Consider the following 12,764-nt stretch of genomic DNA (forward strand, 5'->3'; position numbering starts at 1 on the left):
CCTTTCGGCAATTTACTGCTTCTTATAAGCAATAAATTTTTAATTAATGTCTGGCAGTTCCCTACTCTCACATGGGGAGACCCCACACTACCATCGGCGCTACGGCGTTTCACTGCTGAGTTCGGCATGGGGTCAGGTGGGACCACCGCGCTATTGCCGCCAGACAAATTCGGTTTGTTCCCGTTTAGTACATTTCGTCACTAAACCAGAACTGCAATCTTGAACAAGCTGCTGTGTCCCTCGCCTCTCGGCTTCTCACGCTCATTGAATCAACCTCATCTCTCAATCTCTAAAACACCTTCGGTGTTGTCAGGTTAAGCCTCACGGTTCATTAGTATTGGTTAGCTCAACATATCGCTATGCTTACACACCCAACCTATCAACGTCTTAGTCTTAAACGTTCCTTTAGGACCCTTAAAGGGTCAGGGAAGACTCATCTCAAGGCAAGTTTCCCGCTTAGATGCTTTCAGCGGTTATCTCTTCCGCACTTAGCTACCGGGCAATGCCATTGGCATGACAACCCGAACACCAGTGGTGCGTCCACTCCGGTCCTCTCGTACTAGGAGCAGCCCCTTTCAATCTTCCAACGCCCACGGCAGATAGGGACCGAACTGTCTCACGACGTTCTAAACCCAGCTCGCGTACCACTTTAAACGGCGAACAGCCGTACCCTTGGGACCTACTTCAGCCCCAGGATGTGATGAGCCGACATCGAGGTGCCAAACACCGCCGTCGATATGAACTCTTGGGCGGTATCAGCCTGTTATCCCCGGAGTACCTTTTATCCGTTGAGCGATGGCCCTTCCATTCAGAACCACCGGATCACTAAGACCTACTTTCGTACCTGCTCGAGCCGTCACTCTCGCAGTCAAGCTGGCTTATGCCTTTGCACTAACCGCATGATGTCCGACCATGCTTAGCCAACCTTCGTGCTCCTCCGTTACTCTTTGGGAGGAGACCGCCCCAGTCAAACTACCCACCAGACACTGTCCGCACCCCGGATAACGGGGCAACGTTAGAACATCAAACATTAAAGGGTGGTATTTCAAGGTTGGCTCCATGCAGACTGGCGTCCACACTTCAAAGCCTCCCACCTATCCTACACATCAAGGCTCAATGTTCAGTGTCAAGCTATAGTAAAGGTTCACGGGGTCTTTCCGTCTTGCCGCGGGTACACTGCATCTTCACAGCGAGTTCAATTTCACTGAGTCTCGGGTGGAGACAGCCTGGCCATCATTACGCCATTCGTGCAGGTCGGAACTTACCCGACAAGGAATTTCGCTACCTTAGGACCGTTATAGTTACGGCCGCCGTTTACTGGGGCTTCGATCAAGAGCTTCTCCTTACGGATAACCCCATCAATTAACCTTCCAGCACCGGGCAGGCGTCACACCGTATACGTCCACTTTCGTGTTTGCACAGTGCTGTGTTTTTAATAAACAGTTGCAGCCAGCTGGTATCTGCGACTGGCTTCAGCTCCATGGGTAAACCACTTCACCTAGCGCCAGCGTGCCTTCTCCCGAAGTTACGGCACCATTTTGCCTAGTTCCTTCACCCGAGTTCTCTCAAGCGCCTGAGTATTCTCTACCTGACCACCTGTGTCGGTTTGGGGTACGATTAATGATAATCTAGAGCTTAGAGGCTTTTCCTGGAAGCGGGGCATGAGCTACTTCGCCACCGTAGTGACTCGTCATCAGACCTCAGCATATAGTGAACCGGATTTGCCTAATTCACCTGCCTACATCCTTAAACCGGGACAACCGTCGCCCGGCCAGCCTAGCCTTCTCCGTCCCCCCATCGCAATTATCACCAGTACGGGAATATTAACCCGTTTCCCATCGACTACGCATTTCTGCCTCGCCTTAGGGGTCGACTCACCCTGCCCCGATTAACGTTGGACAGGAACCCTTGGTCTTCCGGCGTGCGGGTTTTTCACCCGCATTATCGTTACTTATGTCAGCATTCGCACTTCTGATACCTCCAGCATGCCTCACAGCACACCTTCACAGGCTTACAGAACGCTCCCCTACCCAACAATATTTACATATCGCTGCCGCAGCTTCGGTGCATAGTTTAGCCCCGTTACATCTTCCGCGCAGGCCGACTCGACCAGTGAGCTATTACGCTTTCTTTAAATGATGGCTGCTTCTAAGCCAACATCCTGGCTGTCTGAGCCTTCCCACTTCGTTTCCCACTTAACTATGACTTTGGGACCTTAGCTGGCGGTCTGGGTTGTTTCCCTCTTCACGACGAACGTTAGCACCCGCCGTGTGTCTCCCGTGATAACATTCTTCGGTATTCGTAGTTTGCATCGAGTTGGTAAGTCGGGATGACCCCCTAGTCGAAACAGTGCTCTACCCCCGAAGATGAGTTCACGAGGCGCTACCTAAATAGCTTTCGGGGAGAACCAGCTATCTCCCGGTTTGATTGGCCTTTCACCCCCAGCCACAAGTCATCCGCTAATTTTTCAACATTAGTCGGTTCGGTCCTCCAGTTAGTGTTACCCAACCTTCAACCTGCCCATGGCTAGATCACCGGGTTTCGGGTCTATACCCTGCAACTCATTCGCCCAGTTAAGACTCGGTTTCCCTACGGCTCCCCTATACGGTTAACCTTGCTACAGAATATAAGTCGCTGACCCATTATACAAAAGGTACGCAGTCACCCTGATAAATCAAGGCTCCCACTGCTTGTACGTACACGGTTTCAGGTTCTATTTCACTCCCCTCGCCGGGGTTCTTTTCGCCTTTCCCTCACGGTACTGGTTCACTATCGGTCAATCAGGAGTATTTAGCCTTGGAGGATGGTCCCCCCATATTCAGACAGGATAACACGTGTCCCGCCCTACTCGTCGAGTTCACAACACTAATATCTTCAGATACGGGGCTATCACCCTTTACTGCCGGACTTTCCAGACCGTTCTCCTGATACTAATGCTGATTAAGACTCTGGGCTGCTCCCCGTTCGCTCGCCGCTACTAGGGGAATCTCGGTTGATTTCTTTTCCTCGGGGTACTGAGATGTTTCAGTTCCCCCGGTTCGCTTCGTTTGACTATGTATTCATCAAACGATAGTGCAACGGATTGCACTGGGTTTCCCCATTCGGAAATCGTCGGGTATAACGGTTCATATCACCTTACCGACGCTTATCGCAGATTAGCACGTCCTTCATCGCCTCTGATTGCCTAGGCATCCACCGTGTACGCTTAGTCGCTTAACCTCACAACCCGAAGGTGTCTTTTTATCAGACAACACTTAACGTCATGGCTGTGCGTGGTGAACTTCTTCGTTGGGTAGTGCTCGCAATGCTCACGTACTATTGTACGCTGCGCTTGCTGTGCGCTAGCCGCCTTGAATTTCACACTGCTCGCTCATGCCACTCGTTTGTGTGTTTGAAAAACACTTCAAGTTGAGATTTTTGAGAGACTCTCACATTGTTTAAGCGATAAACAATGTGCGTTGTTTTCAATTTTCAGCTTGTTCCAGATTGTTAAAGAGCATAATTGTTAAACCAACTACAATGTAATTGGCTTAATCATTATTGGGGACATCGTCTTTCACTCGATATCGGCGCAATTGGCGTCCCCTAGGGGATTCGAACCCCTGTTACCGCCGTGAAAGGGCGGTGTCCTAGGCCTCTAGACGAAGGGGACACGAAAATTCAATTGCAAAACACCGTTTTGCTATTTTCGTGTAAGTCTTATCCTTTCGAATAAGTCTCCCACGTAAAGCCATTGCTCTACTTTCTATCAGACAATCTGTGTGAGCACTTCACAAAAACACTTCAATGGTAAGGAGGTGATCCAACCGCAGGTTCCCCTACGGTTACCTTGTTACGACTTCACCCCAGTCATGAATCACAAAGTGGTAAGCGCCCTCCCGAAGGTTAAGCTACCTACTTCTTTTGCAACCCACTCCCATGGTGTGACGGGCGGTGTGTACAAGGCCCGGGAACGTATTCACCGTAGCATTCTGATCTACGATTACTAGCGATTCCGACTTCATGGAGTCGAGTTGCAGACTCCAATCCGGACTACGACGTACTTTATGAGTTCCGCTTGCTCTCGCGAGGTCGCTTCTCTTTGTATACGCCATTGTAGCACGTGTGTAGCCCTACTCGTAAGGGCCATGATGACTTGACGTCATCCCCACCTTCCTCCGGTTTATCACCGGCAGTCTCCTTTGAGTTCCCGACCGAATCGCTGGCAACAAAGGATAAGGGTTGCGCTCGTTGCGGGACTTAACCCAACATTTCACAACACGAGCTGACGACAGCCATGCAGCACCTGTCTCAGAGTTCCCGAAGGCACTAAAGCATCTCTGCTAAATTCTCTGGATGTCAAGAGTAGGTAAGGTTCTTCGCGTTGCATCGAATTAAACCACATGCTCCACCGCTTGTGCGGGCCCCCGTCAATTCATTTGAGTTTTAACCTTGCGGCCGTACTCCCCAGGCGGTCGATTTAACGCGTTAGCTCCGAAAGCCACTCCTCAAGGGAACAACCTTCAAATCGACATCGTTTACAGCGTGGACTACCAGGGTATCTAATCCTGTTTGCTCCCCACGCTTTCGCACCTGAGCGTCAGTCTTTGTCCAGGGGGCCGCCTTCGCCACCGGTATTCCTCCACATCTCTACGCATTTCACCGCTACACATGGAATTCTACCCCCCTCTACAAGACTCTAGCTGACCAGTCTTAGATGCCATTCCCAGGTTAAGCCCGGGGATTTCACATCTAACTTAATCAACCGCCTGCGTGCGCTTTACGCCCAGTAATTCCGATTAACGCTTGCACCCTCCGTATTACCGCGGCTGCTGGCACGGAGTTAGCCGGTGCTTCTTCTGTCGGTAACGTCAATCGTTGATGATATTAGCATCAACGCCTTCCTCCCGACTGAAAGTACTTTACAACCCTAAGGCCTTCTTCATACACGCGGCATGGCTGCATCAGGCTTGCGCCCATTGTGCAATATTCCCCACTGCTGCCTCCCGTAGGAGTCTGGGCCGTGTCTCAGTCCCAGTGTGGCTGATCATCCTCTCAGACCAGCTAGGGATCGTCGCCTAGGTGAGCCATTACCCCACCTACTAGCTAATCCCATATGGGTTCATCCGATAGCGCAAGGACCGAAGTTCCCCTGCTTTGCTCCTAAGAGATTATGCGGTATTAGCCACCGTTTCCAGTGGTTATCCCCCTCTATCGGGCAGATCCCCATACATTACTCACCCGTCCGCCGCTCGTCAGCGAGAAGCAAGCTTCCCCTGTTACCGCTCGACTTGCATGTGTTAGGCCTGCCGCCAGCGTTCAATCTGAGCCATGATCAAACTCTTCAATTAAAAAGCTTGATGCTCAAAGAATGTTTACTGTCGCCTGATTTCCGAAGAAACCAGATTACCTATTAGTTCATATATATGAATTAACGTGTTAGTCACTCTTCAAGACTTAAAATCAAATATTTTTTTGATAGTGTCCTGTGAGTGCCCACACAGATTGTCTGATAAATTGTTAAAGAGCGTTGCGACATTTCTTTTGGAAATTTGACTCAGTTTTTATTAACTTAGGTCGTTGTCGCGAGGTGACGTATATTACGTTTTTTATTTAGAAAGTCAAGCGTTTATTTTCAACTTTTTCTTTCTCACCTCTGTTATCACAAGGCTTCGAGGTTTTCTTCGAGCCGGTTTATCGTGACAACGGATGCGCATTATAGGGAGGTATTAGAATTACACAACCTTTTTTTTAAAAAAAAATGCCGTTTGGGGATAAAATCATCACTCTGTGTTTTTTAGCTTCATTATGGTTATAAAAAAAGCTAATTTCTGCCTATAATTCTACTTTAATGAAACTTGTTAGGTACTCCCATTGTTGATGAACTAACTATTTTAGTTTCTAACCTTTATATTGATATTTTTAATGGTCATAGAAATGAACAAACTTTTACGCCCTTATCTAGGAATATCCCCTTCTGTCGAACCAAGTGTCTTTATTGACCCTTCCGCAGTTGTGATTGGAGATGTACGTTTAGCTAATGATGTCAGTATTTGGCCACTTTCAGTTTTACGTGGTGACGTAAATTATATATCTATCGGCGCAAGGACTAACATTCAGGATGGTTGTGTTTTGCATGTTACTCATAAATCAAGCAGCAATCCTACTGGTAACCCGCTAATCATTGGCGAAGATGTCACCGTAGGTCATAAAGTGATGCTACATGGCTGTACTATAGGAAATAGAGCGCTAGTTGGAATGGGCTCAATTATCATTGATGGGGCTATCATCGAAGATGATGTCGTTATTGGTGCTAACAGTTTAGTGACTCAAGGGAAAAGACTCGAATCTGGCTACTTATATACGGGAAGCCCAGCAAAAGCCATCCGAAAATTGACTGATGCTGAGTTAGGCCATTTACGTTATTCAGCAAACAACTATGTCGAATGGAAAAACAACTATTTAGCCTCTGATAATACGTAAAGACCATGTGCGCCATCGTGGCCTTGTTCAATCAAGGCTTCAAACTCTTCTTCTATATCCCATCGATGCTGCTGAAATAACCTCAGAGGAGTTTCTTCTTTACCATAGCGTTGAAACAATAATGACTGAGGAACTGCACATTCAGCAAGCATTCCGCTAATCAATACAGGAAAACGTACTTGCTTGGATAATTCATCCCACTCTTCTCTATCAGGAAATTGAATTTGCTGGTTCACCCTTTCAATTCCTTATATAAAGCAGATAGAACTGGCGTAATTTCAGGGAGAACACCATGCCATAGCTTAAAAGAAAATGCAGCTTGCCCTACAAGCATACCAAGGCCATCCGCTATTTTTGTCACCTGATGTTCACATGCAAAAGATAAAAATGGCGTCAATGTAGATTGATAAAACATATCGTAACAAGCAACTTCTTTGGTAAATATCAGTGAGTTTATTGTCGGGATATCACCACTTACACCCGATGAAGTTGCATTAATAATTAGATCAAAATCAGGAGAGGTGATCTGTTCGATCTGCATCCCTTTTATGTTACCTAGTGAAGAAAACTCATTAACTAATGTTTCTACTTTGGCATACGTTCTATTCGTTAGAGTAATGTTACATCCATATTCCAAGAGGGGGAGTAGCGCTCCCCGAGTTGCCCCACCAGCTCCGATCATTAGTATCTTGCTATTCGGATGAATAAATTCTAAGCGTTGGAGGTCTAACAATAGGCCCATGCCATCGGTATTATCACCAAGCAGGCGGTTATCATCTAACTTCATCACAGTATTAACTGCGCCACAGGCTTGGGCTCTTTCCGTTAACTCAGAAACAAGCTGATATGCCCTTTCTTTAAATGGCAAAGTAATGTTTGCACCTTTCCCCCCCTGAGAAAAAAATTCGGCTAAACTGAGCTCAAAGTTATCTACAGGCGCTAAAATTTTTTCGTATTCAAGTAGTATACCTGTTTGCTCCGCAAACATTTTATGTATAGATGGTGATTTACTGTGTTGAATCGGGTTACCAAAAACCGCAAACATTTCCATGAACATTACCCTTTACGATACAATTGACCCGTTTTAGCATCCCTAATTTCAGATGGGTTTTGGCGACCGCCAACCACCCCATCCAAAACAGGAATACTTTTGTTGAATTGAGCAATAACCTCATTTGTTGTTCTACATGGCTCTAGCCCACTTAAATTAGCGCTTGTAGACACCAACGGTTTACCATATTCACGACATAATTTTTTTACTAACTCGTGAGTAGTAACCCTCACCGCTAAAGTATCAAATTGGCCAGTTAACCACTTTGGTGTAGAGGCTTTCGCGGGTATCACCCAGGTTACAGGGCCCGGCCAAGTTGCGAACATCGCTTGCTTTTGCTCTTCCGTGAGTTGTTTATCATCAACATAGTCTTTTAATTGTTCGTAACTATCAGCAATCAGAATTAAACCTTTCTCCCAAGGGCGTTGCTTTAGTTCTAATAACTTGTTGACTGCATTTTCGTTATCAGGGTCGCAACCTAATCCAAAAACAGCTTCCGTTGGATAGGCAATAACTTCCCCTTTTTGTAATGAAACAATAATACTTTCAATTGCAGGTGTAGATTTATTTGGCATAGTTTTAACTCGTTATTCTTCTTGTTGCTTACCGCAACGTTTGCTGGCACAAAATAATCTTACTCCTTGTCCCCCCTTTTTTTCCATCAATAATGGATATTCACAATACAAACATTTACCAGTCACAGGTTTATTATTTAATATAAACTGACAGTTAGGGTAATTATCACAAGCATAAAAAGTCTTCCCAAAACGGGATTTTCTTTGCAATAAATTTCCTTTTTGGCATTGTGGGCATGGAATTTTAGTTTCATCCGGCTTATCAATTAGCTCAATATGTTCACACTCAGGGTAGTTACTACAACCTATGAACATGCCAAATCGGCCTTGTTTCAGCACTAAATCATGACCACATTTCGGACAAGATTGCCCGTCTAAAACTTTAATGATATGGCTTTCCACCATTGCCCTAAGTGGACGCATATAATTGCACTGAGGATAACTTGAGCAACCTAAAAAAGGGCCGTGTGTACTATTACGGATCACCAATATAGAGTTACATTCTGGGCAATATTCATTTTTTTCTGTATCAAAAGGCAGCTGTTTCGACATATCATTCTCTACTTTCTTTAGCCGATAAAGCTAAGTTAATCTAATATACCCACCAGCACTTGAGCAAATCACTCCATTAATTTCCATTTCAGTTAAAATAGAAATCACTTGAGTGATTGGGACTTGTGTTTGTTCTGCAATCACATCTACTGGTGTAGGTTTGTACCCCACCATACCTAAAATTTTATTTTCTACCACATTAAACTCAAGTGGGTTTTCATTTATAGGTAACTCCGTTTGAATCCAATTTAACCCATCAACTAAATGCTGCAAAACATCATTTGGTTCTATTAATAAATAAGCCCCCTGTTGTAATAACCAATGATTCCCTCCAAACGCAGGGTTACCTAATGGAGCAGGTAATGTAAAAAGATCACGATTTTGTTCAATTGCATATCGCGCTGTTATTAATGAACCACTTTTCATACCTGCCTCTATCACAACAACTGCTTTACTTAACCCGCTAATGATACGATTTCGCTGCGGAAACTGCTTGGGTAATGGGGGAGTGCTAGGCCAGTATTCGGAAATTAGTGCCCCATTCATTTTAATATGCTCAGCTAACCCATAATGTTGTTTTGGATAAATATTTTCTAGACCACTTCCCAGAACTGCGATGGTTTTACCATCATTGTCAAGCGCAGCTTTGTGGCTTATTCCATCAATACCGATTGCAAGCCCACTCGTGATAGTCACCCCATGCTGCACAAAGTCTTTAGTAAATATATTGGTCCATTTTCGACCATATTCGCTAGCTTGCCGGCTACCAATTAAAGCAACCTGTGGCGTTGCTAACAATTCACTTTGCCCCACCACAAAAAGTAATAGGGGAGGACGATAAATTTGCTTTAAGAGATGTGGGTAATTAGGGTCAAGATAAGTAATTAATTGATGATTTTGATTAGCGAGCCATTTTTGTACTTTTTCGATTCGATTCATTGGAACATGAAGAAATTGCAATTGCTGCATCTCATTCAGACCACAGTCTCGTAAGGCTTGATGACTAACCTTATCTAACAGTGTTAACTCATTAACTATTTTTACTGCACGCTGAGGTAATAGCTTTTTTACCTGTGACATTCTCAGCCAGATTTCTTGAGTATTCATTTTGTCATCCTGACTAAATTAGTAAATAGGTTCTTCAGTGAACAAATGATAACCAATACTGTCAATATGACGGAGAAATGTCTAGAATAGTCATTAATTCCCATTCACTTTTTGGAAACTGCTCGAAAAATTTATGTCAGTCTTAAACGTGTTACATTACCCAGACGAACGCTTACGCACAATTGCTAAGCCGGTCGAAAAAGTTGATGCCTCTATTCAGCGCATCATTGATGATATGTTCGATACCATGTATGAAGAAGAAGGTATTGGGCTCGCAGCAACACAAGTCGATATCCACCAGCGTATTATTGTTATTGATGTTTCTGAAACCCGTGATGAACGTCTAGTACTTATTAACCCTGAATTATTAGATAAATCAGGAGAAACTGGTATCGAAGAGGGTTGTCTTTCTATTCCTGAACAGCATGGGTTTGTGCCGCGAGCAGAGCAAGTAAAAGTTAAGGCTTTAGATTACAACGGAGAATCTTTTGAGCTTGAAGCGGATGGTTTATTAGCTATTTGTATCCAACATGAAATGGATCACCTTGTTGGTAAGCTGTTTGTTGATTATTTATCCCCTTTAAAACGTCAACGCATCCGCCAAAAAGTTGAAAAACTGGATAGACAAAGAGCAAAAGAGGCTAAAAAATAGCTAGTTTGGTAACTATAAACAGGGAAATTAACGTGTCAGAACCATTAAAAATTATCTTTGCGGGTACTCCGGATTTTGCTGCTAAACATTTAGCCGCGCTTTTAGAAACGAATCACCAAATTGTTGGTGTACTTACTCGCCACGATAAACCTGCGGGTAGAGGGAAAAAACTAACACCAAGTCCGGTTAAAGTTCTAGCTGAAGAGCACCAACTTCCTGTTTTTCAACCTGTATCGCTTCGAGATGCTGAAAATCAACAATGGATCAAAGAAAGAAATGCAGACCTAATGATCGTCGTTGCCTATGGGTTAATTCTGCCACAAGCTGTTTTAGATATTCCTCGTTTAGGCTGCCTAAATGTTCACGGCTCTTTACTACCTCGTTGGCGAGGAGCTGCTCCTATTCAACGTTCTATTTGGGCTGGCGATGCTGAAACGGGCGTCACTATTATGCAAATGGATGCAGGTTTAGACACAGGTGATATGCTTTATAAGGCAATTTGCCCGATTACCCCCCACGATACAAGTGCTACATTGTATGAAAAGCTAGCGATAACTGGCCCACAAGCATTGATCCATACCGTAGATATGTTGTCGTTAGGCCAATGTGTCCCAGAAAAGCAGAATGATTCGCTGGCTAATTATGCCGAAAAATTATCTAAGGAAGAAGCGCGTATTGATTGGCAACAAGATGCCAGCCACATCGAACGCTGTATCCGCGCATTTAACCCTTGGCCTATGAGTCATTTTACGGTTGAAGAGCAGCTAATCAAAGTATGGCAAGCTGAAGTAATCTCTGGGACTCACAATAAACAGCCAGGAACAATCATTAGCGCCGATAAAAAAGGGATAAGCATTACCACGGGTAATGGCATACTGAATATCACTCAGTTACAACCACCAGGCAAAAAAGCAATGAGTGCGCAAGATATACTAAATTCCCGTCGTGAATGGTTTACTCCAGAGCAAATTCTAGATTAATAAATCTGTAAACTGCCTGATATCATCAGGCAGTTTTATTTTAGCAACTACAAAGTTCATCTTCTTTTATGAAAAATACATATAATTTGCGAAGTATCGCAGCAACAGCAATCAGTCAAGTTCTTGATAATGGACAATCCTTAAATACTGTGTTGCCCGATTTACAACGCAATATCAATGATAAAGATAAAGCACTATTACAAGAGATTTGTTTTGGTGTCTTACGTTACTTACCTAAACTAGAATGGCTCATTGGCCAGCTTATGGAAAAACCATTAACAGGTAAGCAAAGAGCGCTTCACTACCTCATCATGGTGGGTATTTATCAACTTCTTTATACTCGAATTCCGGCGCATGCCGCATTGGCGGAAACAGTCAATGGCGCTGTTGCCTTAAAACGCCCACAACTAAAAGGGCTGGTTAATGGGGTTTTGCGTTCATTCCAGCGCCAACAAACACAATTAGAAGAACGCATTGCTAACAACAATAGCCAGTATTTACATCCGAGTTGGTTATTGAAACGCATACAAAATGCCTATCCTGATGAATGGCAATCAATCACAGATGCAAATAACCAACGCCCACCTATGTGGTTAAGGGTCAACTCTCAGCACCATACCGCAACTCAATATCTTGATTTACTCAAACAGGCTGACATAGCTGCGGATGTACATGCCACGCATACCAGTGCTATTCGTTTGCATGAACCAACCGCAGTTTCTAAACTACCGGGCTTTGAAGAAGGTTGGTGTACAGTGCAAGATGTGTCCGCTCAAGGTTGTGCTGAACTATTACAACCCCAAGATGGTGAAAGCATCCTAGATTTATGTGCAGCACCTGGTGGGAAAACAACACATATTTTAGAGTTAGCGCCAAAAGCGAAAGTACTCGCGGTCGATATTGATGATGCTCGCCTTAAAAGGGTAAAAGAAAATCTAACACGGCTACAACAACATGCAACAGTTGTTCAAGGTGATGGTACTCAACCAGAAAAATGGGCGAAAGAACAGCAATTTGACCGCATTTTACTAGATGCACCTTGCTCTGCAACCGGTGTAATAAGGCGCCATCCTGATATTAAATGGCTACGCCGTGATACTGATATCAATGAACTTGCACAGCTACAGGCTCAAATACTTGAAGCTATTTGGCCTTATTTAAAACCAGGCGGGACTTTGCTATATGCGACTTGTTCAATTATGCCTGAAGAAAACAGCCAGCAAATAGAAAATTTCCTAACTAAGCATACTGATGCATGCCTAAATGATGGAACCAAATTAGGGTTACAAATATTGCCAACTACCGATGGTGGTGATGGCTTTTTTTATGCACGCTTAATAAAAAAAGTACAATAATAAGTCGTTAATTACCTGATATAGGAATAT

The 12,764-nt window shown here is 44.3% G+C and carries 9 protein-coding genes, 1 tRNA gene and 3 rRNA genes; 4 read left to right on the forward strand and 9 right to left on the reverse strand.

Annotated features, from left to right (window positions below):
* Positions 1–48 precede the first annotated feature (48 nt).
* From rrf to RB151_RS21045, 4 genes are all read right to left on the reverse strand, one after another.
* Positions 49–164 (reverse strand): 5S ribosomal RNA (rrf, locus tag RB151_RS21030).
* Positions 165–310: 146 nt separating this feature from the next.
* A 23S ribosomal RNA gene (locus RB151_RS21035) occupies positions 311–3,219 on the reverse strand.
* 357 nt (positions 3,220–3,576) lie between these two features.
* A tRNA-Glu gene (locus RB151_RS21040) sits at positions 3,577–3,652 on the reverse strand.
* Positions 3,653–3,790: 138 nt separating this feature from the next.
* Positions 3,791–5,330: ribosomal RNA gene (locus RB151_RS21045) — 16S ribosomal RNA — on the reverse strand.
* The 16S, 23S and 5S rRNA genes sit together here with 1 tRNA gene alongside, the layout of an rRNA operon.
* Before the next feature lie 586 nt (positions 5,331–5,916).
* Here RB151_RS21045 and RB151_RS21050 point away from each other — a divergent pair.
* Complete coding sequence (locus tag RB151_RS21050; RefSeq protein WP_071548713.1) at positions 5,917–6,462, forward strand: gamma carbonic anhydrase family protein; 546 nt, start codon at positions 5,917–5,919, stop codon at positions 6,460–6,462.
* Here RB151_RS21050 and RB151_RS21055 read toward each other — a convergent pair.
* Genes RB151_RS21055 through dprA form a run of 5 tightly spaced genes read right to left on the reverse strand, consistent with a single transcriptional unit; the run spans position 6,438 to position 9,747 of the window.
* Positions 6,438–6,698 (reverse strand): DUF1488 domain-containing protein, encoded by a 261-nt coding sequence (locus tag RB151_RS21055; RefSeq protein WP_042847529.1) that lies wholly within the window; start codon positions 6,696–6,698, stop codon positions 6,438–6,440. The genes RB151_RS21050 and RB151_RS21055 overlap by 25 nt on opposite strands.
* Positions 6,695–7,513, reverse strand: a complete 819-nt coding sequence (aroE, locus tag RB151_RS21060) for a shikimate dehydrogenase (RefSeq protein ID WP_071548714.1) — start codon at positions 7,511–7,513, stop codon at positions 6,695–6,697. The genes RB151_RS21055 and aroE overlap by 4 nt, the downstream gene beginning before the upstream one ends.
* Before the next feature lie 5 nt (positions 7,514–7,518).
* Positions 7,519–8,088, reverse strand: a complete 570-nt coding sequence (gene tsaC / locus RB151_RS21065; RefSeq protein ID WP_048605774.1) for an L-threonylcarbamoyladenylate synthase type 1 TsaC — start codon at positions 8,086–8,088, stop codon at positions 7,519–7,521.
* Between the two features lie 12 nt (positions 8,089–8,100).
* Positions 8,101–8,640 (reverse strand): DNA topoisomerase family protein, encoded by a 540-nt coding sequence (locus tag RB151_RS21070; protein WP_042847532.1) that lies wholly within the window; start codon positions 8,638–8,640, stop codon positions 8,101–8,103.
* A gap of 30 nt (positions 8,641–8,670) precedes the next feature.
* Positions 8,671–9,747 (reverse strand): DNA-processing protein DprA, encoded by a 1,077-nt coding sequence (gene dprA, locus RB151_RS21075; RefSeq protein ID WP_042847533.1) that lies wholly within the window; start codon positions 9,745–9,747, stop codon positions 8,671–8,673.
* 133 nt (positions 9,748–9,880) lie between these two features.
* Here dprA and def point away from each other — a divergent pair, with 133 nt between their 5' ends.
* The 3 genes from def (at position 9,881) to rsmB (ending at position 12,734) form a co-directional block, all read left to right on the forward strand.
* Positions 9,881–10,399 (forward strand): peptide deformylase, encoded by a 519-nt coding sequence (def, locus tag RB151_RS21080; RefSeq protein ID WP_042847534.1) that lies wholly within the window; start codon positions 9,881–9,883, stop codon positions 10,397–10,399.
* A 32-nt stretch (positions 10,400–10,431) separates the two neighbouring features.
* A complete protein-coding gene (gene fmt / locus RB151_RS21085; RefSeq protein WP_071548715.1) occupies positions 10,432–11,379 on the forward strand; it encodes a methionyl-tRNA formyltransferase in 948 nt (315 codons plus the stop codon).
* Between the two features lie 68 nt (positions 11,380–11,447).
* Positions 11,448–12,734, forward strand: a complete 1,287-nt coding sequence (gene rsmB / locus RB151_RS21090) for a 16S rRNA (cytosine(967)-C(5))-methyltransferase RsmB (protein ID WP_042847538.1) — start codon at positions 11,448–11,450, stop codon at positions 12,732–12,734.
* Positions 12,735–12,764 lie beyond the last annotated feature (30 nt).

Source organism: Providencia rettgeri, assembly GCF_001874625.1.
Lineage (GTDB): Bacteria > Pseudomonadota > Gammaproteobacteria > Enterobacterales > Enterobacteriaceae > Providencia > Providencia huashanensis.